The organism is Ercella succinigenes, from assembly GCF_900002895.1.
The window spans coordinates 1-25,744 of record NZ_CDHP01000027.1; the positions used below are offsets into that span (position 1 = coordinate 1).

A 25,744-nucleotide genomic window follows, 5' to 3' on the forward strand; every position below is an offset into this window, starting at 1 on the left:
TCCTACTCTAGTTGTCAGGGTACGCTCGCGATAGCCATTCCGATAGCTGACACGTCCATCACTTCGCTCATACGGCTCGGCATTCAATTGTTCGCTGGCCTGTCCTCGCAGCACCGCATCAAATACTTTTTCCAGTAATTTCGCCACCCCGTTCTCCCGATTTCCAAGCATAAGGTCTTTAAGAATTTCGTCTTCCAGTGTAAGATGTACTTGAGCCATGATCTCATTCCTTTCAGTTGTTAGTTTCGCAAAACCTATTATACCGAAAGCGAGCTCGTGGCTCTTTTTTATTTCTCAATTTACACCAAGTATACGGACTTTATCATATTTTTCAAAGAAAAGAGAAAGATATGACATTCGGTATAAATAAAGTGAAAATTTATTTTTGCGGGTATGAAAAATGTATTAGTGGTCACGCTTTTGGGCCTGCGATAAGACCCCATTACCTTATTCATTTTGTGTTGTCTGGTAAGGGCAATTTTTATATAGGGAAGGACTGTTATAATTTAACTAAGGGACAAGCTTTCTTAATAAAGCCTGGAGAAACAACTTTTTATCAGGCGGATGAAGAAGATCCCTGGGAATATGCCTGGCTATCTTTTGCAGGCGATGAGTCAGAGAGAATGCTTTGGGAACGAGGGTTGGGAACAGATAATTATACCTGTACATTTAATAATGTCGATGATATACGTTTTTTGCTTGACAAGGCTGCAAATGATTTTAATCTTGGCAGAAGTAATGACACTGCTCTAAAAGGATACTTTTATCTTGTTTTTTCTCATATTCCACTTTCTAATGAAGATGATATATTTGGCAATCAGTGCTACATAAATAAAGCCAAAGAATATATTATTAATAACTTTGGATATATGATATCTATAAGTGATATTGCCCAATATGCCGGAATAGACAGAACTTATTTATACAAGCTTTTTATAGAGAATGAAGGAAAGTCTCCCAAGAAATATCTCACAGAACATAGACTTGCAAGGGCTTCTGATATGTTAAAAGAAAGTGATTATCAGATTACAGAAATAGCACTATCCTGTGGGTTTGCCAGTGCATCGTCTTTTTGCCATATTTTTAACCTTTATAAAGGTTGTACACCAGGAGCATACAGAAAAAAAGAATTTGCAGGAGGTATCCAATGAAAATCGCTATTATAGGAGCAGGTAGTAGTTATACACCTGAATTGATTGAAGGAATCTTAATCAGAAGGCGAAATCTGCCTGTTACTGAAATTGTTCTGGTAGATATTGAGTCTGGTGCAGAAAAATTAAAAATAATCACAGAGCTGAGCAGTCGTATGATTGTACAAGCAGGATACAATAACGAAAGCATTACTGTTTCTGCAACTTTTGACAGAGAAGAAGCTCTAAAAAATTGCAGTTTTGTTATTACACAAATAAGGGTTGGAGGTCTCGCAGCAAGAATTCTTGATGAGGAAATACCATTGAAGTATGGATTGCTAGGCCAGGAAACAACAGGTGCAGGAGGTTTTGCTAAAGCTTTGCGCACTATTCCAGTAATACTTGAAATTGCACATGATATGGAAAGGTTATGTCCAGACGCATGGCTGATAAATTTTGCAAATCCATCAGGAATGGTGACAGAGGCTGTACTTAAATATACATCTATAAAATGTATCGGTTTATGTAATGTGCCTTTGAACATGTATAGATCTTTGCTTAAAAGCATGGATTTTTCTGACGATATAAAGGTAAACTATATTGGTATAAATCATTTGAGCTGGGTTAATCGTATTTGGCGTAATGGCGCGGACTGTACAGAAGAGCTCTTTACTGATCCTAAGTTTTTGCAATATGCAGCTGATATACTGGGGCCGCAAAAAGTTAATCTGGATATTGTCAGAACTACTAAACTTATACCATCTTATTATCTGAAATATTTTTACCATACTGATGAACAGATTAAATCGGATCAGGAAGCTGTTAAATCAGGCAAAGGAACTCGAGGCAGTCAAGTACAGGCAGTAGAGAAAGAGCTGTTTGATGTTTATGCGTCACTGGAAACTGTAAAAAAACCTGAACAACTAACACAAAGAGGTGGAGCATATTATTCTGAATCAGCAATTTCTTTGATTCAGAGCCTTTATAATGACGATGGACAAATACATGTTGTTAGCGTGATTAATAATGGTGCAATAGCTGATTTGCCAAAGGATAGTATTGTGGAAACTAATTGTGTTATTGATCGCCGTGGAGCAATGCCGATGGCATCAGGTTTCTTGCCGGAATCTGTTGCCTCACTTGTAAAGACAATAAAAGTCTATGAGAAGTATACAATTGAGGCGGCCTTAAATGGGGATTATGACATGGCGATTAAGGCTATGCTAATACATCCATTGATTGGAAAGGCAGATATTATTATCGATATTCTTAATGATATCTTGAGTGCGCATAAGGTGTGGCTGCCCAATTTTAAACAGAAATAGTATTCTGACAGATTATTTAGTTAGTGGTAGAAAGGTTGAAGTCTATGTATGTTGCAGCTTTTGATGGTGGTGGAACCAAAACACATTGTCTTATAGGAGATGAAAAGGGAAATATATTGGCACAGGCTGCAGGTGGCAGCAGTAATCATCAACTTTGTGGTGTGAAACAGACAAGTGAGGTTGTTGGTAGCTTGTATAAAAAGGCTTTGCAAAAATCTGGACTTGCAAACGGCGATATTAGCTTGGCTGTACTTGGTCTTTCAGGTGCTGATTTACCGGAAGACTATGAATTGCTGGAGAATATTCTGAAGCCTGTTTTTGCCGATGTTAAGTACAAAATAGTAAACGATGCTTGGATAATAATGAGAAGTGGCACTGAGGATAAATGGGGGGCGGTATGTATTTGTGGAACCGGTTCAAATGCCGGTGCTGTAAATTTTAAGGGTGGGCGCAGCATTTTAAGGGCACTGGGTTATACTCTGGGCAATTATGGTGGAGGAGCTGACATGACAAAGGAAGCGCTTCACCATGCATTTAAAGCTGATGAAGGAATAGGAGCAAAAACCTGTTTGACTGAAAAACTCCCGCAGCTTTTTAATAAAAAAAACATGTTAGAATTATTGCGTCTTTTTTATCCGCGGGCAGAACGTGAAACCGAAATTCAAATGAGTAAAATACCGGAGCTTGTTTTTGAATTAGCAGGTTCTGGCGACGTAGTTTCCCAAGATATTCTGATTCGTATAGGCAAGGAATTAGGTGAAATGACTGCAGGCGTTATCTGCAATGTCAATATGCAGAATGAAATAATCCCTGTTATCCTTGGAGGTAGTATTTTTAAAGGCAGTAATCCTTTGTTAATTGATGCAATGCAGCTTTCTCTGCATCGAAAAGTACCTTCAGCCTATTTAGTTCATTCTGATCTGCCTCCAGTGGCAGGAGCTTATTTAATGGCTCTTGATGATCTTGGAATTAAACTCAAACATAAAATAAATATTAAAAAATTTTAAGGTTTATCAAACAATTAAGACCAGTGTTATAGTAGAATTATTATAAATGTTTTTCGAAAGGGATATGTCAGATAATGAAAAGAATAAAGGTCTTACATTGTGCCGATTTGCATCTTGGTTCTGAGTTAACTTCTTTGCAAAGCAGATATATAAACAGAGCAGCAGGCGGAATATATGTCTCTGAAAATAGTGGTTATAATAGTATTGCAAAGAGCCGCCGACAAGATCTGCTTAGATCTTTTAGATTAATCACTGAAATATGTAATCAGGAAAACATTGACCTGCTTTTGATAGCAGGAGATCTCTTTGAAGGCAATAATGTAGATGATGCAACCATTAACTCTGTCAAATCATATTTGTCTGAAATGAAAAATACAATTGCAGCTATAACCCCTGGTAATCATGATTATTTCTCAATAGATTCGCCTTATGCCGAACATTGGCCGGAAAATGTTGTTGTTTTCCGAGGCGGGATAGAAAAAATAGTTTTTCAGGATCGAGGTTTTGCAATCTACGGAGCTGCTTTCACCCGAACTTATATCAAAGAATCTTTGATGGATTGTATTCTCGATGTCGATGAGCATCTTATAAATATAGGTATATTACATGCTGACCTGGTATCTGAGTCAGGAGATAGTGTTTACAATCCAATTACTGAAACACAGATAGCAAAAAGTGGTTTGGACTATATCGCATTAGGTCATATTCATAAAAAATCAGAAATTATGCGTGCAGGTAAAACTTCATTTGCTTATTCAGGCTGCCCGGAGGCTAGAGGATTTGATGAGCTTGGCGAAAAGGGTATTTATATAGGTATAGTAGGACAAAATTATGCTGACTTTAAGTTCAGAAAAGTTTGTAGTCGAATATTTGATGCGGTAGATATAGATATATCTGGTTTATTCGGCGAAACAGAAATAGTAGACCACATAAGTTCATATCTTTTAGATTTATACGGTAAAAACTATATTGATAATTTTTATAAGATTATTCTAAAGGGACAATTGCCGATGAATTTCAATTTGCCTCTTGCTGTAATTGAGGATAGATTAAATCAAAATATATATTTTGCAAAAGTTATAGACAAAACTCATATTAAACAGGATCTTGATGCTCTGGCTAAAGAGTCTTCGCTCAAGGGTATTTTTACCAAAAAAATGTTAGAGCAAATAAAAAGCTCCGAAAAAGCCGGAAATGATAGTGAGATTCAGAAATTGCAAAAGGCTTTGGAAATAGGCTTGAGATGTTTTGACGGCGAGGTGAATTTAAATGATTATTAAACATATTCATATAGACAATTTTGGCAAATTAAAAAACTTTGATCTTGCTCCTGGTGATAACTTCACTATTTTATATGGCAATAATGAAGATGGCAAAAGTACTTTAATGGCATTTATTTATCTTATGTTTTATGGCACAAGCGGTCGCAGTCAAGATATTTCAAAAAATCCTCGCAAACGTTATAAACCTTGGGATGGCAGTGAAATGAAAGGTTATATAGATTTTCTGAATGATGGCAAAACATACCGTTTGGAAAGGGTTTTTGCTGCTAGTAATGCAACGGATATTGTAAATATATGGAATATGGATAAAGGTGAACAGATTTCTTTGCCTAGGGATAAAGATCCGGGACAAGAATTTTTTAACCTTGGAGCCGAAGCCTTTGAAAAAAGTGTTTTTATTGGTCAAGGGGGTAGTGTCATAGATGATGGTGGTAAAAAGGATGAAATAACCCAACGTCTTCTTAATATGGTTACTACAGGAGATGAAAGTATATCGTATAAGGTTGTGGATACAAATCTCAAGAATATGGAAGAAAAACTGGTTTCGAAAAATGAAAAAAAAGGCATGCTTGTAAATAATAGAAGAGTTTTAGATAATTTAAATCTTCTTAAAACTCAAGCAGAGATAGATGAACAGGAAAAAGCAGAACAAATTCGGCAAATAAAAGAAAAACAAAGACAAAAAGAGATAATTGAAAAAGACAAAAGAGCATTTGAAAAAAAGGCACAAAAATATGAGCTGATAGACCGTGTGAAAATTTATGAAAAAGCTTTAATGCGAAAAAAAGAATTAGCAGAGCTGATTAAATTGCAAAAAAACCGAAAAGCGGATTTGATAAGAGAAGATGCTGTTTTAGACGAAGTTTTTATTTCTGAGTTTGAACAGATGATAAAACAATTAGAAAATTCAGAAATATTATTGAAAGAAGCGAAGCTTGATTATGAACATCAAAAGAATATTGCCGAGGAACTGGCTCAAAAAGAAGTTGAAAAAATAAGTTCAGAAAATTTTGAACAATTAAAATATAAAATAAAAGAAGTTGAAAAAATAAAAGTACAAATTATAGATTTGAAAAAGCAAGTCGAAAGTTTTGAGTATCTTGAAAAATTAGAGCAAGAAATTAACGAGTTTGATAAAGAACTTACTGAGATTGCTAAAAAAACACAAATGCTGACAAGAGAAGCAGAAGATCTGATTGGAAATTGTAAAGAATATAATGAGCAGTTAGATGCTCTGAACGATCAAATTGAAGAAAATCGGCAGAAAACAGATTATTTAAGGCATAAAAGTTACAGTGTTGAATCAGAGCTAAAGTCTGCTCAATCAAGTGAGCAAAATATTTCTGATAATTATGATGAAAGGATCAGATATTTAAAAGACCGCTTAACTGATGCAAATAAACCGCATCAGCTGCAGGAGCAAATGCCAGAGAAAAAAGAATTAAGAAAACCTGTATTATTAATATCTTTGGCAATAATTATGGCGGGAATCGTACTTGGTGTTATTCTGGAACCATACTTTTTTCTTATAATGTTAGTGGCACTTATTCCGTTTCCTTTGCTTTATAAAAAAATACCGGCAAGTACAATTATTCGTAACATAATAGATACGGACTTGATTAATGACTGCAAAGAAAAAATTGTTCAAGAGGAACGAGATTATGTTGCTCGCAAAGAGCAGGCAAAAAACAAAACTGCAGAAATCAAACAGGAATTTGAGCAGATAAAAGCAGATCTGGAAGAAGAGCAACAGCTTAGAATAAACTTGCAAAAGCAATTAAAAGCAGCACAACAGGAGGCAGAAATTGCATCCGGTAATTATGATGCTAAATTAAGACAATTAGAAGGTCTAAATGGTCAAAAAGAAACTCTCCTTAAGCAAAAATCAATAAGAAGTAGAGAAAGGATGGAGAAAATAGAATCTGAAACTGTATACAGTCAGCTCGAGGAAAAAATTGATCCGGAGACAACAAGAAAAGCATTATTTGATCTTAAGGAGAAAATTGATGAAATAATTGAAAGAAAAACAGTTCTTCTTTCTGCTGTGCAATCGGAGCTTATAAATTATAGAGCCGATGATTTTGATCATTTGGCGGAACTATATCAAATTTATAATCTGCATCAGGATAAAATTAAAAATCAGTTGGAAATATTTAAAAAAGCGGAAGCAAAACATGCGGCGCTTGAAAATCAGGTTAATGAAAAAAAACAAAATCTGATAGATAAAATAATGCTGTATGAGCCTGCTGTAGATGTTAATCAGGCTTTTGAACTATTCGATAAATTAAAGAGCAGTATTGCTGAAATCGAAAGAGCGGAAATCAATATTAATACCTATATAGAGAATCAAAGTGATCTAGAAAAAGATTTTACCCAAGAGAAATTGGCAGAACAAATAGAGCAGATTAATAATGAAATAAGTAAGCTTGATATAGTTATAACAAATATACAAGGCGAAGCCGAAATAGTAACTGATGATAATTCCGAAGAAAAAAGCCAGCTTGTATTAAAGTCGAAAATCAAAGCTCTAAATGATCAGATTATTACTTTTAGTCAGGAAATTGCATCCGAAGAAGCCTCTATTAAAGAAAGATTTCGTGACAAAAAGAATATAAGTCAGCTGGAAGAAGAAATATCTGAGATAAGAGAAGTTATCAGCGCGCAGGAGGATGATTATCAGGCAATTAAACTGGCAAAAAAAACACTTGAGGAATCATTTGAAGATATACAAAAGAATTTCGGTCCGCTGGTTAATAATAAAACAGCAGAAATTTTTAATGTGCTTACTAATGGGAAATATAACAATGTAAAAGTTTCAAGAAAGTTTGATATAGCCATAGAGGACTCAAAAGATAATCGCTTGCATGAATGGAGATTTCTTAGCAGTGGCACAATTGATCAGGCATATTTATCATTACGACTTGCAATCTCAAGCCTTTTAACCCAAAACAGTCAACCTTTACCATTGCTGCTGGATGATATTTTTACGCAATATGACGATGATCGCGCCTTCCAAGGTCTGCGCTTTCTTCAAAAATATAGAGAAGAAAACTCTTCTGTAGCCCCTCAAATTATCATGTTTTCTTGCCATAAGCGCCTTGTTGATTGGGCAGAAAAAGATATTAAGGAAATAGAGATAAAAAAACTTTCCTGATGAATTTAAGTATCAATTAGAAGACGGAGGAGATGTTCTTTGGCAAGGCTAATATTCACTCATATCTAAGTGCATCTATCGGATCCATATAAGCAGCTTTTCTGGCTGGATAGATTCCAAAAAACAGGCCTACTGCGCTTGAAAAAAGTACTGCTATAATTATAGATTGTAAACTTAGTATAGGGTTTATTTGTGCTATGCCAAGTCTTGCTACGAAAGAAGAAATTCCATTTGCTAACCCTAAGCCTGCTATTATTCCTAATATACCTCCTAGCATGGTCATTATGATTGATTCAGTCATGAATTGGAACATAATATCTGTAGTGGAAGCACCTATAGCTTTGCGAATGCCAATTTCCCGGGTTCTTTCAGTCACTGAAACCAGCATAATGTTCATAACACCAATTCCGCCCACAAGCAAAGAGATTGCTGCGACTGCACTGATGAATATAGTCATTATATTTACAATGTTGTTTATTTGATCTAGAATCGAGGCCAAATTCTGAGTGCGATAAACAGATCTGTCGGTATTTCCTCTTCTCATTTCCAGTAGTCTAACAACCGAGGAACTGGCATCGTCAACAAGTTCGGGAGAAGAAGCCATAACAAAAACGGAAGAGAGTCTGTTATCATCGCTTATGATTTTACCGGCAGATGAAAACGGGGCATATACAAAACCGGGCATTCCAGAAAAATCAGAATCATCACCGTTAAAATTGCCTGTGAATCCAGAAAATTGGCTGGCGGCAGATTCGCTGATGCCGACTACAGTAGCACGCATAAGGCGATTGTTATGTTCGATAGCTATTGTCTCACCTACAGCATTATCTCTGCCAAAAAGTGATTGAGCTGTTGAAATATCTATTATAACAACTGCTATATCGTCTATATATTCAATATCGGAAAAGGTTCGACCATGTACTAAGTCTATAGGTGAAAAAAAGGTATAATCTTCGTCTATTGCTGTGAGGAAAATTCTGCGTCTTCCCATATCGGTTTCTGCCGTTGCAACAGTTTGTGAGGAGGCTGTTGCAACTCTAACCGAATCGAGCTTGGTTCTGATTGCTGTCAAATCATTTTGATCAATGTAGTCTCCGGTTTGTGCCTGACTTGAACGTACCTGGACAATAAATGATGAAGCCCCTATTTGTTCAAATTGCCCCAGTATTTCGTTTTTGCCCCCTTCGCCAAGTGCTACTATCGCAATTACCGCTGCTATACCTACAATTATTCCGAGCATAGTTAACAAAGCCCGCATTTTATTGTTGATAAGACTGCTTATTGCCATTTTCACACTTTCAAAAAACACTAGGCTTTACCTCCTGAAAGACCATAAGTATCGGACACTATTTGCCCGTCATTTATATGAATAACCCTATTTGCCCTGGCTGCAATGTCTGCTTCATGCGTTATGAGAACAATTGTAGAGCCTTGTTTATTTAGTCTGACAAAAAGCTGCATGATTTCATCAGCGGACTTGCTATCAAGATTTCCTGTAGGTTCATCTGCTATAACTAAGGCTGGTTGTAAAACAACTGCTCTTGCTATAGCTGCTCTTTGCTTTTGACCACCTGAAATTTCATTTGGCTTGTGCAATGACCAATCGTAAAGTCCAACTGATTCTAAAGCGTCCATTGCCTTTCTGTATCTTTCTTTTCTGCTTATACCAGCGTAAATCATCGGAAGCTCAACATTTTCTCTGAGATTTAACTTTGCTAAGAGATTAAAAGATTGAAAAACAAAACCAATATCTTCATTTCTGATTCTTGCAAGGTCATCTGCGGAAAGGTTGCTTATATTGTTGCCATTTAATTCATAGTGACCACGGTCTTTCTGATCAAGGCAACCTATAATATTCATCAAGGTAGACTTTCCAGAACCAGAAGGTCCCATTATGGCAGTGAATTCTCCCTGTTTAATTTTCAGATTGATTCCGCGCAGTGCGGTAAGAGATATTGCGCCTGTTTGATAAGTTTTCCAGACATCTTCTAGTTCGATAACAGTTTTATTCTCATCTGGATTTATTTTATTCATACTGCACCTGCACTTTTATACCATCTTCAATACTGCTGGGAGGATTCATTACTACGATGTCACTTTCATTTAGACCATCGATTACTTCGACAGACATATCTGATTGGATGCCAGGTGTAAAAACTTTTCTTTTTATTATATTGTCCTTATCAACCGTAAAAACAAAGTATTTATCAAGTTCTCTGCGCATTGCTTCGGCTGGCAGAATTAGAACATTTTCTGCTGAGGCAGTTTCTATTTCTGCATCAATATAAAATCCTGGAATAAGTTTTTCTAAATTTGTTCCTTGTATACTCATCTCGACGGTTAAGCGTGGTTCGGTTCCAAATTCGCCAAACGATCCGAAATCAGAAGTAAGATCACTGATTGAACCTGTTCCTATAGATCCGGTGGATGCAATTGGTGATATGTACTCTATTTTGCCATTTAGATTCATATCTTCATATTTATATATTACAGGTAATCCGGTTTTTATCCTTCCGGAATCAAACTGACTGGCCTGAAAAGAAGCTTTTGGTCTTGTATTATCGTAAATAACGATTGCTGATTCATTTACAGATGCACCGCTGATAAGATCAGAGGTTATATTACCTGAATATGCAGAGAGCATGTCTGAATTAGTGATTGATGATAAATCGAAAGAATTTATTGCTTGGGAATTATTCCTTCCTGCATAGTCGCCTGGTTGTATGTTAATTGCTGCAATGATTCCATCATTGTCAGCAATTAATTCTGATCTGGAATTGTCCAGATTTGTTTTTGCCATCTCTTCCAGATTTTCTGCTTGAAATAGAGCTGTTTCCAGTGTGCTTCCTATTGTCCCTAACTGACTGGAAAGCTGCTCTGCAATACCATCTGATATATTGATGCTGCCTGCAGTGCCTGCTATACCTGCAGATCCGACAAGTGAACTTAGGACATCTCCTGTTAGATCAGCAATCACTGTAAGTTCATTTTGCAAAAGGGTCATCTGCTCCTGATAATCAGGATTTTCTGAATAAGTTATTTCCTGCAAAATTAATTCAATAATTTCTTGTGTCTGCTGTGTGCTGTTTTCTGACTCGGAATCAAAGTTCTGGAGCAGTTGTTCGATTGCAATATTGAGATCTGGATTAATGTCTACAATGATTGGTTGCATACTATTAAGTCTCACAAGCCTTGATAAGGAAGAAGATAAATTAGCACTAAGTTCGGTGATGTTGTGTTGTAATTGCTGTGATGCCTGTTCTGCGGCTGTAATTTGACTTTGAACTGCTTCAGCTTGGGCTTGAGCAGCTTTTTCTGTCTGATTAATCGATTCTTCTATTTGTATACGTGCTTCTTTTGCCTGATTATATTGATCTTCGAGCTCGCTTTGATCTAATGTTGCAAGTTTATCTCCTGCCTTTACCTGATCTCCTTCTTTGACATGAAGCTGCAATACTTTTTGCTGTGTCTGTGGATTTATGTAGTTAATTGATCCCGGTATTATTTCTGCCGATAACATCATTGAACTGTTAATGTTTCCTCTGTAAAGTTCCGATGTTCGAACTGTTGGCAGCGGTTCCGGACGCAAAAGACTATATAAAATACCAGTCAAAGCAATTAGACCTACCAAAGAAAAGCCTACTACTCTTCTGATTTTTATTCTTCGTCTTTTATCTGATATCTGCGACATGTTAAATCACCGCCTGTTCAAAAAATTTGTATAAAACTTTAACCCTGTTCTATTCTAAAATGATTTTACAAATTTGCTTATGCACTCATTCTACACTTAGGAATAATATTGTAGAAGTGATAATGTGACAAATACAATCAAATATTGATGTATAATGAAATATAATAATAAAATAAAAAACATACAGCATTAAGATCAATCCGTCTGAATCATATCTGACAACGTTTTGTATTTGTCAAGTTAAGGAGGACTTAAACTATGCCGAAGAATCTTCTGATAGGAGGGGCTGCAGGGCAAGGAATTGATACAACTGCAGCTGTTTTTGAAAAATTGTTGAAACAAGCCGGATATTATGTCTTTACCATTAGAGATTTCATGTCAAGAGTCAGAGGAGGACATAATTTTATATTGATCAGGTTTGGCGATAAGAAAATCACATCCCATAGCAATAATATTGATGGTATAGTCGCATTAAATCAAGAAACTATTGATCTTCACAAGGAAAAGCTTTCTGAAAAAGGTTTTATTCTTTGTGATGCTGATATAAAAGATGATGATGCCAGAATAATAAAAATAGATATGCAAAAGATAGCCAAGGACCTTGGTAATAACAAGGTTGCAGGTAGTGTTGCCACAGGAGCTTTGCTAAAATTGTTTGGGCTTGATTTGCAGCATACGGCTGACACAATGGCTGATTTTGTGAAAAAAGAGTATTTAGAAATTAATATCAAAGCCATAGAGCAAGGTTTTGCCGAAGTTGATCAGCATTATGAAAGCGAACCAGGAAAATATCAAGATAGAATACTGATTTCTGGCAATCGTGCTGTTGGTCTTGGAGCTCTTGCAGCAGGTGTTAGATTTTATTCTGCATATCCTATGTCTCCCTCGACTGGAATAATGGAATTCATTGCAGCACATGCCGATAAATGTGAAGTTGTTGTTGAGCAGGCGGAAGATGAAATAGCCGGAATAAACATGGCTATTGGAGCTTCTTATGCAGGCTTAAGATCTATGACAGGAACATCTGGAGGAGGGTTTTGTCTAAAAGTTGAAGCTTTAGGATTGGCCGGAATAGCGGAAATTCCATTAGTAATAGCTAATGTTCAGCGACCTGGTCCTGCTACCGGATTACCTACGCGTACAGAACAGAGTGATTTGAAATTTGTTATCTCAGCTGCTCAAGGAGAATTCCCCCGCATAGTTATAGCATTAAGAAGTCATAAAGACGCATTTTACCAGACTGTAAGAGCATTTAAGCTGGCAGAGAGTTTTCAGACCCCCGTTATTTTGCTAAGTGATCAGTATCTTGCTGATTCATCTTCCACTGTCAAGCCTTTTGAACTTGATCCTGTAGATCCTTTTAATGGTAAAAAAACTTTGGCGGAATATCTGGATTCAGATTATCTTGAAGTTAATTCGTCTGAAAAAGAGGAAGTTTTCAAAAGATATGCTATTACTGATGAAGGTATTTCGCCTAGATTATATCCTGGCAGTAAGCTTGGTCTTGCAGCAGCTGATAGTGATGAGCATGATGAGTACGGACATATAACAGAGTCGGCAAAAGTAAGAACAGAACAGATGAACAAACGGATGCATAAGCTTAAATTGATCAGCAAACTTATGCAGGAACCGGACTGGCTAGGTTCGGATAATCCTGAAATTTGTCTGATAGGCTGGGGGTCGATGTATGGGCCTTTGAAAGAAGCTGTTAAAACTTTGAATCGGATAAAAGGGAAAAACAAATTAGAATTTGCTGCACTTGTTTTTGGTGATATCTGGCCTTTGCCTGTAAAAAGACTGAAGCAAGTGGCCGAAAAAACGTCGCTTTTGATTAATGTTGAGCAAAATGCTACTGGTCAGTTAGGAATGCTAATTCGTGAACAAACCGGTATAGCATGTGAACAACAAATTCTAAAATATGATGGCAGACAGCTAAGTGCGGAAGAAATAGTTGAGAGAGTACAGGAGGTGCTTCATGAGCAAAAATATAAATGAAAATAAATTTGAATTATATGAAACAGCATGGTGCCCTGGTTGTGGCAATTTCAGCATACTCCCTTGTTTGCAGCAGGCATTGACTGAACTTGGCAAGACGCCGGAGGATGTTTTAATGGTTGCAGGCATTGGTCAGGCTGCAAAAACTCCACAGTATATAAGTGCTAATAGTTTTTGTGGACTTCATGGCAGGGCTTTACCTGTGGCTGTGGCAGCAAAAATAGCAAATAATGATCTCACGGTAGTAGTTGAGAGTGGAGATGGCGATTCCTACGGAGAAGGAGGCAATCATTTTATTCATAACATCAGGCGAAATGTAGATATAAGTCATTTTGTACATGACAATCAGATATACGGATTGACAAAGGGTCAGGCTTCGCCTACTTCACAGGAAGGTCATTTTACAGGCGTGCAGACTTTTGGTAATATAAACACTCCGCTTAATCCTGTACTGACAGCTTTGGCTATGGGTGCAGGGTTTGTGGCCAGAGCCTTTAGTGGTGACCGTAAGCAGCTGGTAGAAATAATGAAAGAAGCCATTCAATACCGTGGTTATGCTCTTGTAGATATTTTGCAGCCTTGTGTAAGTTTTAATAAGTTGAATACTTTTGCTGATTATTCAAAAAGAGTAAAGCCTTTGCCTGAGACGTATGATCCAACTGATAAAATTAAGGCAATGCAGACGGCTATGATTTTTGATGAGGAAATACCAACAGGGATTATATATAAAGTTGAAAGCAGTTCTTATGATCAAAAGCATCAAGTAATGAAAAAAAGCGAAATACCATTAATCAACAGACCGTTTGCTAAAGAGCCGGTCGAGGAAATTATTAACAGTTTCAAATAAAAATTTTGCTTTGTAAAAAATGTAAAAATAAAACTTAAAATTGTGAAGGGGACTGGATTATGACCGAAAATGAAAATGAATCTAAGCCAGTGATTCATGAAAATCTTGAAATGATAGATGAGGTTTTGTCAAAACCTGATTTGGTTCAGGTAGGTGACAAGGCAAAAGCGGCTGAAGAAAAGATGTTTGAGCGCAATTTTACGAAATTTGGTTTGGACATGAATTCTTTTGTTTCTTTTTTTTCTGCAATTCTTGTGCTTGCATTTGTTATTTTCACTATTCTAAAGCCTGACATGTCGGCTGATTTTTTTAGTTCTATTAACGGCTGGATTAATGAATATTTTTCATGGCTGTTTGTGGTTACAATAAATGCGTCTTTCTTTTTCCTGGTTATTGTGGGATTATCTAAATTTGGCAAAATAAGGCTGGGCGGTTATACAATGAGGCCTGAATACAGTAATCTTGCTTGGTATGCAATGATGTTCAGTGCAGGTATAGGTATAGGTATTTTCTTTTATGGTGTTGCCGAACCTATTTATCATCTTGATATTCCTTCTGGGTTGCAGTCCGGATCGCCCTATGATAATTTCAAAATCATGTACATGCATTGGGGCGCGCATGCCTGGTCGACATATGGTGTGGTAGCAATTGGTCTTGGGTATTTTGCTTATAATAAAAAACTTCCCTTTGCACCACGATCATTGTTTTATCCGCTTATAAAAGAGAAAATATACGGGATTCTGGGAGATATCATCGATACAGTTGCGGTCTTATCTGTATTATTTGGCTTAGCTACATCTCTTGGCCTTGGTGCACAGCAGATAAATTCTGGTCTGAATTATCTTTTCGGCGTTCCTTTTGATCCGGTTGTTCAGATTATATTAATTGTTTCTATTACTGCTTTCGCAACATTATCTGTAGTAAGTGGGTTGAATAAAGGTATTAAATTCCTAAGTGAAGCCAACATGGTTGTTAGTGGTCTGTTACTGTTGGGGATATTGTTGATAGGTCCCACAGTATATATATTATCGACTTATTTGTCTGGAATGGGGTTGTATCTAAGAGAGTTTTTTGATATAGCATTATATACTGGTGTTGAAACTTCGGAAAAAGCCTGGCAAGCAGGCTGGACTGTTTTCTACTGGGCTTGGTGGATATCATGGACTCCGTTTGTGGGAACTTTTATAGCTCGTATTTCCAAAGGAAGAACTATAAGAGAAGTAGCTCTAGGAGCAATTGTGTTGCCGACAATTATAATAACTTTTGCAATGACCATTCTTGGTGCGGCGGGTACAAGATTAAATGAAATGTATGATGGTGTGATAGAAAAAGCTATCTCAAATAATATAGCCACTTCTATTTTCGAGATGTTTAACCTTCTGACGCCATATAAACCGTTAGTATCTGCATTATCCTTTATCGCTGTTATTGCTATAATCATATTTTTTGTTACCAGTAGCGATTCCGGTTCACTTGTTGTTAGCAGTTTGACAAGCAGTGGCAGAGATAATCCTCCCAAAAAACAAAGGATTTTTTGGGCTTCCATGGAAGGCGCCATTGCTCTTTCAGTGTTGTTGATTGGTGGAGAAAGAGCTCTTACTACTATACAGTCTGCAGTAATAATTATGGGCTTGCCATTTTCGGTTATCCTTATAATGATAATGATTTCCTTAAACAAAGAATTGAAAGAAAGCTACAAAAAATATACTTATAACCGCACGGTAACTCTTAAAATGATGATAGAGAAAATCGGAAAGAAACCCAAATTAAAATAGAAGATTTTTTGTGTTAGAGAATATAAAATAATGCCAAAGTAGTTTGGAAAAGACTTCAAAAAAGGTTGTCTGAAAGTGGATTATGTATTCCTTTCAGGCAACTTTTATATTAATCGTTTTTTTCGGTTACCTGCTGCCATTGTCTGGCTCTTTGCTCGGTTTCTGTCATAAAACCTTCCTCAGCAATCTGATCAAGACCGTTTTTCATGCGTTTTTTATTTTCATACATATTCATCTCGGCTCTTATTCTTGTTGTGCCTGCATCTGAATCAAGATCATAATTAAAAATGGCAAAACCTATGGCTGCTGAATAGTCTGTACCATGTTCGCTATTATAGGCTCTGGTATTTGCTTCCATTCTTTTCACCATGGCTCTGGCTTTGCTCCTGACATGGTTGAATGATAAAATGCAAAATTCATCGCCGCCGACCCGATAAATTATATCTCCGGCACCTGCTGAATCTTTGATTATTTCAGACATTGCGATAATATAATCATCACCATGTTCATGCCCACGGCTGTCATTTACCTGTTTAAGATCATTGAGATCGATATAGTAAATAGTTAGTGATTCGTATGCCTTGGTGCTGTTAATGTTATTTAAATCTAAATCAAAAGTATTTCTGCTCTTGAATCCTGTCATCCTGTCTATATTATAAACCGTTTTATGTGCAAGATTAGATATTGCCCGGAATCTGTGCACTGAAAATAGTATCGATATAGCACATGACAATAAAAAGACAATTATAATACAAAAGAAAACAGCATTGTTTGCCAAATAAACCTGTTGCGCTGAAAATTCAAGCGCTAACACAGAAATAACGGAGCCTTGCAGATCATATACAGGGTAATAAAATCCTATTAAATGTTTGTCATTGACTCTCATAATATCAGCACTGATAAAACTTTTGCCGGTAATTGCTTTATTGATATGTGCTTCACTTTGCCAATTGATCCCTTGGCCTGAGATAGATTTAGTATTAGCAGACACTTCAGATATGTCGTTAGAAAAATCTTTTTCCAAGCCGGCATAAATTTTATAATCGTTATTATCTTGGGCGACCAGATATATTCTTTGTACAGTGCTACTTTGAGTAGTGTGAAAAAGTTGTTGCTGAACAGCCTGGATATTTAGGTTTTGATCAGATGTGATCTGCAAAATAGAAACATCTTCTGCAGCTTGCTGTAATAATATTGGAAGATCGCTTTCAAAAATATAATTATTTAACATATCTGCTTCCATTTTTAAATGATTCCTGAAAGCACGCAGATTAATTTGGGATGTTAAAACTGCAACTATAAGACCGCTGCAGAAAAGCAAAATAATTATCAGTGTCGATACCTGTAAATCAACTCTTGTCAGTTTGTTTTTTCTTCTCACGTCATCAACCTCAATATGGGCATCTGCTTATTTGACAAAACTGAATAACTAATTCTGATTATACCAACTAAAGTGTAAGAATAACAAAAAATATTAAGAAAATATCAAAAAAATTAAGAAAAGATACTATCGGATTAATGTTATTGTTTTATAAAGTAATATTTGTGTAGCACAAAAAACAAAGCATATTAGCTATAAGAGGAGGTTTTAATTGCTATATCAAATGAGTAGTAAAGGTAAATCGAAAAGTAAAAAAATATTTTTAAGCATCCTTTTGACTTTAGTGTTATTAATTGTTGCAGGAGCAATCTTGATCCAATTATCAGACAGAGATAGCAAGAATAAAGAAATCAATAATGATAGTGCTGAAGAACCCAAGATAAAACTGAATCTGAATAAGGAGATGATAGAATTGAATAAACTTGAACTGTCCTCTGGCTATATTATGGTTTATACAAAAACAGGAGGAGATTCTGCTTTAGATCAAAGTTTGCATCTTGCATACAGTAAGGATGCAGAAAAATTTACACCTCTTAATTCTGATAATGGGATATGTTTTGCTAAACAACTTGATGGTGAGCACAGTATTGAAAATCCTTTTGTTTTTTATTTGGAAAATGGTGATTTTGGGGTTATTGCTGTCAGTTCTTCAAGATATGGAAAAGCTGCACTTTATACATCTTCTGATCTTGTTAGTTTTGATCAAGAAATAATTTTAGACCTTGGGGCAGAAACTAAAATTTATAGCCCTCAATGCTATTATGACAACAAAGAACAGAATTATGTGATTCTTTGGACGGATGGTGAGAATAAATATAAACAAACAACTTCCGATTTTAGGTCGATAAGTTCTCCTGTGAAAACAGAATATGAAGAATGGCAAAATTTTATTGATAAATGGGATGAAGATATTTTACCCGGGAATATAATAGGTGTGGATCAGGTTTCGTTTGATTACATATTGGCTAAGTTAAAACCAGTTACTAACACTGGAATAAAAGAACTAACAGATGATATATATATAAAAGCAGGTGAAAAACTTAATCTTGATAAATATATTACTGCCTATTATAGCGATGGATCGATGTCAAAAATCCCTGTTGACTGGGAGCTTTATGGATTTGATAATATGATTCCCGGAGAATACACGCTCACTGGCCGGGCAGGGTATCCGCAATATGATAATCCTTTTATTGAATCCAAGGCGGATCCGTGGATTATAAAAGGTGATGATGGGAAGTATTACTTTACTGCGTCATATCCCATGCATGCAGAGGATGATGAAGATGGTTACAGTAGAATTACTTTGAGATCATCAGACACTATAGAAGGATTACAAACAGCCGAAGAAGTGACCATTTGGCATCACAACGAGCTTGATAATGTTTACCGTTATATATGGGCGCCTGAAATACATCAGATAAATGGAATCTGGTATATATTTTTTACCGGCAGTACTTCTTCGGATGATGTTTTTTCGATAAGACCACATCTTTTGAAATGCGAGCCGGGTGAAAATCCAATGAAAGCTGATTCATGGACTTCTTTAGGAAGAGTGAAAACTCTTGCAGGGGATCCTTTATCTTTTCAAACCTTTTCACTTGATATGACTTATTTCGAAGCAAATAATAAACACTATGTTGTCTGGGCCGAAAAAACGATTGGGGATTCTCTGCTTTATATTGCCAGAATAGACTCTGATGACCCTTCCAAATTAATATCTATGCCTACCATTTTATCTTTTCCGGAATTTGCCTGGGAACGAATTCGTTATAATGTAAATGAAGGCCCTGCTATTCTCAAGAGAGATGGTAAAATTTTTCTTTGTTTTTCTGCTGCCGGTACAGGACCGGAATATTGTATAGGGCTTTTGACTGCAAACGAAAATGCAGATTTGCTGTTGCGTGAATCATGGGAAAAAACACCTTACCCCATTTTGACAACTGCAGATGTAGCAGATGAATTTGGTCCTGGGCATAATTCCTTCACCACTGATCAATTTGGCAATGATGTCTTTGTCTATCATGCCAGGTCATTGGAATGCTACAGCGGTAAATGTAACTATGCCGGAACAGATCCTTTGTATGATCCTTGCAGACATGCACGTATTAAAACAGTGCACTGGGCATTCGATGGTATACCTGTACTTAAGATGACAGAAGAACAGTTTTTACGTTCTGAATATAGAAATATATCCGTAAAGGTGACTGTAACTGAATGACAAATTTACATTATTTGTTGTTCTGAAAAAAGATTATTAAAATCGTAGCATGTTTAAGAAATCCATGTGAATTCGGCAGAAACAGTATTTGCTGCAAATTTTCTGATTTCTTCATGCTTCTCAGGCTCGATAAAAGGAATTATTACTATTTCTGAATTTGATATAGTATCATTTTCAGATTTGACTATGGTAATGTCTCCACCCACTAAATCAATTTGCCAGTTTCCTTTTTCGTTTGTCAGCTGTACAAATCCTTTTAATCGAAAAATGTGGCCTTTGAGACCGCTTGTCCAAGTAATAAGATCTTGTCTGCTAATAGGCTCTTTCAATTGCATAATCATAGTCTGAGTACGGTTTTTAGGTGTGTTAAGGCTGGGCAGGTTTCTTCCAAGCCTGGAAATTTTCAACTTGTTCAGCTCGCTAATATCTATCTGACCATAAGATGCAGGCAAGATTTTTGCAAGAGGATTAAGTTTGCGAATAGCTTGTTTGGCTTCGGATAGTTCATTAGCAGTTATTAAATCTGTTTTGTTGAGAATTATTATTGAACTTTGCAGAATTTGACGGTTAATCATTGCACTGCTTTGACTTAGCTTGCGGAAATATTTTGCATCTGCCACACATAAAACGCCTGCATAGAAATATGGCAGATTTGTTTTTTTACTAACATTCTGGAGTATAGATTGCATGTTTGAAGGATCTGCTAATCCTGTGCTTTCAATATAAAGATCTGTTAAACCTTTCTCCAGCATTCTGGCTATACTGTCTACGAAAGTTCCTGCCAAACATTGGCAAAAAATAGATCCGTTATTTAGTTCAGTTATATTTTTATTAAACGGCAGCAACTCCGGTCCGTCGATACTGATTTTACCAAACTCATTTACGATAACACCAATCCTGTTTTGCTTTTCTGCAGAATAATTGGAAAGTAAATGTTTTAGCAAAGAGGTTTTTCCTGATCCTAAAAAGCCTGTTATGAGAATAATTCTTGTAGGATTAGTTTCCTTAGGGTTTTCTTTTGTTGCATTTTTCATCACATAAACTCTCCCTGCTTTTCTTTATACAAATAGAATAAACTTTGCTTGCCTAAGAGATTTGTAAAAATATGTTATTTATCGTCAAAATTTATCAACTTTGGGTAAATCTTGACAATGTAGAAATAAAAGTGCATAATGTGACTACTGAGTCATATGACCTTAAAGTCATAAAAGGTCTTGCTTATTTTATAAACGGCTTTTGATACATGGAATATGGAGGTGTTTATTTGCCTAAAGATACTTTTTACAATCTGCCTGAAGTTAAACGAATAAAAATTGAAGAAGCGGCAATTGTTGAATTTACAGAGTTCAGCTATGACCAGGCAAGCATTAACAGAATTATAGAAAAAGCAGAAATTCCTAAAGGTAGCTTTTATCAGTATTTCAAGAATAAAAAAGATCTATATCGGTATATTCTTGATATGATTGTAAAAAAGAAGTTTGAATATCTTTCTCCGGTTATGGCTAATCCTATGGAAATGAATTTTTTTGATCTTTTACGGGAAACCTATGCTGCAGGCATTCAATTTGCGATCAATAATCCTCAGCTGCAGCAAATAAGTACACGATTGTTAGCGGATAGAAATCACCCTGTTTTTATAGAATTCATGCAAGACAATATGAGTAAATCCGATCAGATTTTTGAGCAGCTGCTTGATCTTGGAATAGCCCGTGGCGAAATAAGACCTGAAATTGATAAAACTTTTATAGCTCATATTATTTCTTCTATTAATACTTCGGTTGCGGACTATTATAAAGCATTTATAAAACAGGGTATAGATCAGGATTATATGAAGACGGTGGAAAAATTGATTGATTTTTTGAAAAGTGGAATCGGCACAGAAAGGGTATAGAAATGATTAATGTTGAAAGTTTGACATATTCTTATGGTAAAGATCAGAATTATGCTATTAAAGATATAAGCTTTTCAGTTGAACAAGGAGAGGTTTTTGCTTTACTTGGCCCATCTGGTGCCGGCAAATCTACTACTCAGGGAATATTAACCGGATTGCTGCCGATACAACAAGGAAATGGCGAGGTAGCTGGATTTGATCTTAGAAGCATGAACCGCAATCTGTTTAATAAGATAGGTGTTTCATTTGAACAGTCAAATATTTATGGAAAACTTACTGCTCTGGAAAATCTGAAATTTTACAGAAAACTTTTTGATACAGAGACGGTTGACCCCCTGGAATTATTAAAACTTGTCGGTCTTGACCACGTGGCAAATAAGAAGGCCGGTGATTTTTCGAAGGGGATGAAGCATCGCCTTACTTTTGCCAGGAGTATGATCAACAAGCCGCAACTCTGGTTTCTTGACGAACCTACAACCGGTTTGGATCCGGCTATAGCAGGACAGATGAAAGACATAATTTTACAAAAAAAAGAAAGCGGTACCACGATTCTGCTTACTACACATAACATGTTTCTGGCAGATCAATTAAGTGATAAAGTTGGTTTTATCGTAGATGGAGAACTAAAATTAGTTGATACGCCGCGCAATCTCAAATTGAAATATGGTCAGAGACTTGTTCAGGTTGAATATATCTCTGATGGGCAAAAAAAGACGGAAACTTTATCTTTGATAGATGAGAGAGAGAAGCAAAGACTTGCTTCTATTGTTGAAGCCGGAAATATTGAAACTATGCATACTCGTGAAGCAACACTTGAAGAAATATTCATCAAGGTAACCGGTAGGGAGTTGATTTACAATGAAGCTGTTTAGCACTTTCTTAAAGGATCTTAAATTATCTTTTAGAAGCTATTATATATACATAGAGATAATTATGGCTGTTATCTTTATTGCAATATTACTTTTTGTAATACCAGAATCATTTCAGTCAGAAGGTAAAATGTTTGTTTATATTGATCTTGAAAATGAAATTATTGAGTCTTTTTCAGAGCATATGAATAATGAATCAAATGAATTTTCTGATCTTGCCATTTTAATGGAAGCTCAGCAAAGCGGGTCAATAAATCCTGAAGCTGATTTTTCTGATTGGCCTGCTGGTTTGATGCTAAAAGACTCTGCCGAAGGTGTCAGAAGTTCTATGGAAGAAAACAGGGAAGCAATAGGACTTTTGATAAGTAACAATGGTAGCAAATTAAAAATAGAAGTAGTTTTGCAGGGATATGAAAATGAGCAAATGAGAAATCTTATGGAAAAACAGTTTGTAGCACCTTTGATTAGCATGATGCCTGATCATACGGATAATATTATTTTAACTAATATTTCGGAAACTAGAGAGAAATTACCAGATAGAATAAATCTTTTGCCCGTTCTTCTGGTTCTGAACTGTGCCTTTGTTGGTCTGTTTATTATTGCTGCATATATTTTTATGGATAAAGAAGAAGGCACGATAAAAGCACTTGCTGTTACCCCTACTCCGGTTTGGCAATATTTGCTGAGCAAAGTAGGAGTAATGCTGATAACTGGAATAATCACAGGATCAATCATTATTCTGTCGGTGGCTGCAGATTATGTGAATTTTGGATATTTTTTGATTTTAATGATTGTCTTCAATTTGTTTGGATCTGCTTTAGGTCTGTTTATAGCAAGCTTTTATGACACGCTTACAAAGTCGCTGGGGACATTATATTTGGTTATAATAATTCTTTCTCTTACCTCGTTTTCATATTTTATGCCTGCATTTTCTCCCAGAATTATTACATTACTGCCGTCTTACCCGATGTTGTTCGCTTTGCGGGAAACTTTGCTGCAAAAACCGGATTTGAACTATATCTTTGGTTCGGCAATTGCATTTGCCGCAATAAGTATACTATTGTTTTTGTTGGCTAATATGAGGTACAAAAAAACAATTACGATTTAATATATAAGCGAAAGGAGATAGACAAAGACAGGGTTCTTTGTCTGGCGAAAATATGCTAAAAAAAATATTAGCTGTTACTATGCGCGATTTTAAAAGTGGTATACGTGATTCGATGATAATCTATATACTTTTTGCCCCGGTACTGATTGCCTTGATTATGAGATTTTTTATACCGGCGGCAAGTAATATATCAATAAATATGGCTGTTCTTGAAAACTCCGATCCTGCTTTGATAGAAATGCTTTCTGCGCATGGTAAAGTAGAAAAATTTGATGACAGAGATCAAATTATTAGTAGAGTAAGTGATACCGATGATATCTTTGGTATCATTTATGAAAAAGAGCCAATATCAGAGGCGTCTTCGTTTGGTTCCATCGAGATAATAGCTGGAGGCAATGAACAGGAATATGGCCTTGAGTTGGTTAAGTCTGTTTTGCTTATCTGGCAGAATCCAGAGGCTGAATTACCGTTAGATCTTTCTGTAACAGATTTAAACTGGCATTTATCACCTTTGGCAAGATTTGGAAGTAGTTTCCTTGTTGTTTTTATGTCCGTGTTCGGTGGAATAATAGTGATGCTGAATTTAGTGGAAGAAAAACAATATAAAACATTAGCTGCTGTTAATGTTACTTCCATCAGGCGCTGGGAATATGTAGCTGGTAAGTCAATATTAGGTCTGATTATTCCTGTGCTTCATGCTTTCGCAGTTCTGCTTATTCTTGGTTTTTTTCAAATAAATTATCTGCAGGTTTCTGCTGTAACAATTTCAATTGCTCTTATAAGTATGATTATAGGTTTTGTAATAGGCGTATATCAAAGTGAACCTATAGGTGCCGTAGCATCGATGAAAATAATGTTTCTGCCTATTTTAGCTTCTATTTTTGGCGGTATCTTCTTGTCTGAAAAATGGCAGCCTTTTTTGTACTGGTCTCCATTTTATTGGGCTTTCAAATCTATAGATTCAATCGTCCTTGAACAGGCAAAATGGTCGGAAATATGGATAAATAATGCGATAATACTTTGTATTACTTTGCTTGTATTTTTAATTATGCAAAAGCGAATAAAAAGAGGTATGATTTGATAAGAGAATAAGATTTACAAGATAAAGGAGGAAAAAATGGATCAGGTTTTGACTTTGTTAATTGATTTTATTACAACTACAGGTGTAAAAATAATTGTTTCTGTGGTATTGCTTGTAATTGGTCTGAAATTGATTAAGCTTTTATTAAAGGTGGTTAGTAAATCAGAAGCTTTTATCAAAATAGATCCCAGTGCACAAAGTTTTATTCGAAGTTTTATTTCCATAGCGTTAAAAATCATTCTAGGTGTCAGCCTTGCTGGTTATTTAGGTTTAGAAATGACATCGGTTCTTGCAGTTTTGGCTTCGGCAGGGCTTGCGCTTGGTTTGGCATTGCAGGGTGCTTTAGGCAATTTAGCTGGTGGCATGATGATCTTAATATTTAAACCTTTTAGAGTAGGTGATTTTATAGATGCTAATGGTGATTCCGGTACAGTGACAGATATAAATATATTTTACACAGTTTTGAATACAGTTGATAATAAAAGAATTATGATGCCCAATGGTGCTCTTACAAATGCCTCTATTACAAATTTCTCTATGGAAGACAAGAGAAGAGTTGATCTGAAATTCACAACTGATTATAGTGCTGATGTAGAAAAGGTAAAAGCAATATTAATTAAACTTGCTTCTGAGCATGAACTGACGATTACAGAGCCGATAGAGCCCTTTTGCCGATTAGGTGAACATGGAGACAGTTCATTGGTTTTTGTTCTTCGGGTTTGGACTCTGGCTTCTGATTATTGGACTGTTTATTTTGATCTTATGGAGCAGGTCAAAGTTTCTTTTGATCAGGAAGGGATTGAAATACCATACCCACAAATGGATGTTCATCTAAATTCTTTAGACCGTTAAATTTTTAATGGTAAACAAAAGCTGTTATTGTAGTTTTGATTAAAGCTAAAATTCAAAGAGTTATCTCAAGTTAAGTAGGTTGCTTGGGATAACTCTTTTTTCGTTTGTTAAATTTATTGTGAAAAAATTAATTA

The 25,744-nt window shown here is 35.9% G+C and carries 20 protein-coding genes; 14 read left to right on the plus strand and 6 right to left on the minus strand.

All coding sequences use genetic code 11. The features are described from left to right. Nucleotides 1-219: transposase (locus tag AC0KSB_RS07075; protein WP_472307717.1), on the minus strand; the 219-nt coding region annotated here is incomplete at its 3' end. Nucleotides 220-350: 131 nt separating this feature from the next. Between AC0KSB_RS07075 and AC0KSB_RS07080 the strand changes: the two genes are divergently transcribed. From AC0KSB_RS07080 to AC0KSB_RS07100, 5 genes are all read left to right on the plus strand, one after another. Next, nucleotides 351-1,151 carry an AraC family transcriptional regulator gene (locus AC0KSB_RS07080; RefSeq protein WP_472307719.1) on the plus strand — a complete coding sequence of 267 codons (801 nt, stop codon included), beginning with the start codon at nt 351-353 and terminating at the stop codon, nt 1,149-1,151. After that, entirely contained in the window at nt 1,148-2,455 is a 1,308-nt protein-coding gene (locus tag AC0KSB_RS07085) for a 6-phospho-beta-glucosidase (RefSeq protein WP_472307721.1), read from the plus strand. Before AC0KSB_RS07080 ends, AC0KSB_RS07085 begins: the two co-directional genes overlap by 4 nt. 44 nt (nt 2,456-2,499) lie before the next feature. After that, nucleotides 2,500-3,462, plus strand: a complete 963-nt coding sequence (locus tag AC0KSB_RS07090; RefSeq protein WP_472307723.1) for an N-acetylglucosamine kinase — start codon at nt 2,500-2,502, stop codon at nt 3,460-3,462. Between the two features lie 74 nt (nt 3,463-3,536). Further along, nucleotides 3,537-4,742 (plus strand): metallophosphoesterase family protein, encoded by a 1,206-nt coding sequence (locus AC0KSB_RS07095; protein ID WP_472307725.1) that lies wholly within the window; start codon nt 3,537-3,539, stop codon nt 4,740-4,742. Further along, entirely contained in the window at nt 4,732-7,899 is a 3,168-nt protein-coding gene (locus tag AC0KSB_RS07100) for an AAA family ATPase (protein ID WP_472307727.1), read from the plus strand. The genes AC0KSB_RS07095 and AC0KSB_RS07100 overlap by 11 nt, the downstream gene beginning before the upstream one ends. Before the next feature lie 55 nt (nt 7,900-7,954). On the opposite strand, the gene AC0KSB_RS07105 is transcribed toward AC0KSB_RS07100, so the two are convergent. From AC0KSB_RS07105 to AC0KSB_RS07115, 3 genes are read right to left on the minus strand one after another with little or no spacing between them, the layout of a single operon-like run. Further along, nucleotides 7,955-9,208 carry an ABC transporter permease gene (locus AC0KSB_RS07105; protein WP_472307729.1) on the minus strand — a complete coding sequence of 418 codons (1,254 nt, stop codon included), beginning with the start codon at nt 9,206-9,208 and terminating at the stop codon, nt 7,955-7,957. Then, the gene (locus AC0KSB_RS07110; RefSeq protein WP_472307731.1) at nt 9,208-9,933 is read right to left on the minus strand and encodes an ABC transporter ATP-binding protein; all 726 of its coding nucleotides are present in this window, start codon (nt 9,931-9,933) and stop codon (nt 9,208-9,210) included. Before AC0KSB_RS07110 ends, AC0KSB_RS07105 begins: the two co-directional genes overlap by 1 nt. Then, nucleotides 9,926-11,590, minus strand: coding sequence for an efflux RND transporter periplasmic adaptor subunit (locus AC0KSB_RS07115; protein WP_472307733.1), 1,665 nt, complete (start codon nt 11,588-11,590; stop codon nt 9,926-9,928). Before AC0KSB_RS07115 ends, AC0KSB_RS07110 begins: the two co-directional genes overlap by 8 nt. 258 nt (nt 11,591-11,848) lie before the next feature. On the opposite strand from AC0KSB_RS07115, the gene AC0KSB_RS07120 reads away from it, so the two are divergent. The 3 genes from AC0KSB_RS07120 to AC0KSB_RS07130 are packed head-to-tail and all read left to right on the plus strand — an operon-like array spanning nt 11,849 to nt 16,207. Further along, on the plus strand, nt 11,849-13,585 hold the full coding sequence (locus AC0KSB_RS07120; protein WP_472307735.1) for a 2-oxoacid:acceptor oxidoreductase subunit alpha: 1,737 nt from the start codon (nt 11,849-11,851) through the stop codon (nt 13,583-13,585). Then, nucleotides 13,566-14,432: a 2-oxoacid:ferredoxin oxidoreductase subunit beta gene (locus tag AC0KSB_RS07125; RefSeq protein WP_472307737.1), complete on the plus strand. Its 867-nt coding sequence runs from the start codon at nt 13,566-13,568 to the stop codon at nt 14,430-14,432. Before AC0KSB_RS07120 ends, AC0KSB_RS07125 begins: the two co-directional genes overlap by 20 nt. Nucleotides 14,433-14,491: 59 nt before the next feature. Next, entirely contained in the window at nt 14,492-16,207 is a 1,716-nt protein-coding gene (locus AC0KSB_RS07130; RefSeq protein WP_472307739.1) for a BCCT family transporter, read from the plus strand. 109 nt (nt 16,208-16,316) lie between these two features. On the opposite strand, the gene AC0KSB_RS07135 is transcribed toward AC0KSB_RS07130, so the two are convergent. Continuing rightward, nucleotides 16,317-17,588, minus strand: coding sequence for a GGDEF domain-containing protein (locus AC0KSB_RS07135; protein WP_472307741.1), 1,272 nt, complete (start codon nt 17,586-17,588; stop codon nt 16,317-16,319). A 211-nt stretch (nt 17,589-17,799) separates the two neighbouring features. Between AC0KSB_RS07135 and AC0KSB_RS07140 the strand changes: the two genes are divergently transcribed. Beyond that, nucleotides 17,800-19,809 (plus strand): family 43 glycosylhydrolase, encoded by a 2,010-nt coding sequence (locus AC0KSB_RS07140; protein WP_472307743.1) that lies wholly within the window; start codon nt 17,800-17,802, stop codon nt 19,807-19,809. Nucleotides 19,810-19,862: 53 nt separating this feature from the next. Here AC0KSB_RS07140 and AC0KSB_RS07145 read toward each other — a convergent pair whose 3' ends face one another. Continuing rightward, nucleotides 19,863-20,843 (minus strand): CobW family GTP-binding protein, encoded by a 981-nt coding sequence (locus AC0KSB_RS07145; protein WP_472307745.1) that lies wholly within the window; start codon nt 20,841-20,843, stop codon nt 19,863-19,865. Nucleotides 20,844-21,073: 230 nt separating this feature from the next. Here AC0KSB_RS07145 and AC0KSB_RS07150 point away from each other — a divergent pair, with 230 nt between their 5' ends. The 5 genes from AC0KSB_RS07150 to AC0KSB_RS07170 are packed head-to-tail and all read left to right on the plus strand — an operon-like array spanning nt 21,074 to nt 25,610. After that, nucleotides 21,074-21,700, plus strand: a complete 627-nt coding sequence (locus AC0KSB_RS07150) for a TetR/AcrR family transcriptional regulator (RefSeq protein ID WP_472307747.1) — start codon at nt 21,074-21,076, stop codon at nt 21,698-21,700. A 2-nt stretch (nt 21,701-21,702) separates the two neighbouring features. Then, nucleotides 21,703-22,572, plus strand: a complete 870-nt coding sequence (locus tag AC0KSB_RS07155) for an ABC transporter ATP-binding protein (RefSeq protein WP_472307749.1) — start codon at nt 21,703-21,705, stop codon at nt 22,570-22,572. Continuing rightward, nucleotides 22,559-23,677, plus strand: a complete 1,119-nt coding sequence (locus AC0KSB_RS07160; RefSeq protein WP_472307751.1) for an ABC transporter permease — start codon at nt 22,559-22,561, stop codon at nt 23,675-23,677. The genes AC0KSB_RS07155 and AC0KSB_RS07160 overlap by 14 nt, the downstream gene beginning before the upstream one ends. 52 nt (nt 23,678-23,729) lie before the next feature. Further along, nucleotides 23,730-24,758: an ABC transporter permease gene (locus AC0KSB_RS07165; protein ID WP_472307753.1), complete on the plus strand. Its 1,029-nt coding sequence runs from the start codon at nt 23,730-23,732 to the stop codon at nt 24,756-24,758. A gap of 36 nt (nt 24,759-24,794) precedes the next feature. After that, nucleotides 24,795-25,610, plus strand: coding sequence for a mechanosensitive ion channel family protein (locus tag AC0KSB_RS07170; protein WP_472307755.1), 816 nt, complete (start codon nt 24,795-24,797; stop codon nt 25,608-25,610). Nucleotides 25,611-25,744: the final 134 nt, after the last annotated feature.

Bases quoted from the DNA above. Each gene is read 5' to 3' on its own strand.
- AC0KSB_RS07080 (WP_472307719.1), top strand. From the start codon at position 351: ATGACATTCGGTATAAATAAAGTGAAAATTTATTTTTGCGGGTATGAA.
- AC0KSB_RS07085 (WP_472307721.1), top strand. From the start codon at position 1,148: ATGAAAATCGCTATTATAGGAGCAGGTAGTAGTTATACACCTGAATTG.
- AC0KSB_RS07090 (WP_472307723.1), top strand. From the start codon at position 2,500: ATGTATGTTGCAGCTTTTGATGGTGGTGGAACCAAAACACATTGTCTT.
- AC0KSB_RS07095 (WP_472307725.1), top strand. From the start codon at position 3,537: ATGAAAAGAATAAAGGTCTTACATTGTGCCGATTTGCATCTTGGTTCT.
- AC0KSB_RS07100 (WP_472307727.1), top strand. From the start codon at position 4,732: ATGATTATTAAACATATTCATATAGACAATTTTGGCAAATTAAAAAAC.
- AC0KSB_RS07110 (WP_472307731.1), bottom strand. From the start codon at position 9,933: ATGAATAAAATAAATCCAGATGAGAATAAAACTGTTATCGAACTAGAA.
- AC0KSB_RS07115 (WP_472307733.1), bottom strand. From the start codon at position 11,590: ATGTCGCAGATATCAGATAAAAGACGAAGAATAAAAATCAGAAGAGTA.
- AC0KSB_RS07120 (WP_472307735.1), top strand. From the start codon at position 11,849: ATGCCGAAGAATCTTCTGATAGGAGGGGCTGCAGGGCAAGGAATTGAT.
- AC0KSB_RS07125 (WP_472307737.1), top strand. From the start codon at position 13,566: ATGAGCAAAAATATAAATGAAAATAAATTTGAATTATATGAAACAGCA.
- AC0KSB_RS07130 (WP_472307739.1), top strand. From the start codon at position 14,492: ATGACCGAAAATGAAAATGAATCTAAGCCAGTGATTCATGAAAATCTT.
- AC0KSB_RS07145 (WP_472307745.1), bottom strand. From the start codon at position 20,843: ATGAAAAATGCAACAAAAGAAAACCCTAAGGAAACTAATCCTACAAGA.
- AC0KSB_RS07155 (WP_472307749.1), top strand. From the start codon at position 21,703: ATGATTAATGTTGAAAGTTTGACATATTCTTATGGTAAAGATCAGAAT.
- AC0KSB_RS07160 (WP_472307751.1), top strand. From the start codon at position 22,559: ATGAAGCTGTTTAGCACTTTCTTAAAGGATCTTAAATTATCTTTTAGA.
- AC0KSB_RS07165 (WP_472307753.1), top strand. From the start codon at position 23,730: ATGCTAAAAAAAATATTAGCTGTTACTATGCGCGATTTTAAAAGTGGT.
- AC0KSB_RS07170 (WP_472307755.1), top strand. From the start codon at position 24,795: ATGGATCAGGTTTTGACTTTGTTAATTGATTTTATTACAACTACAGGT.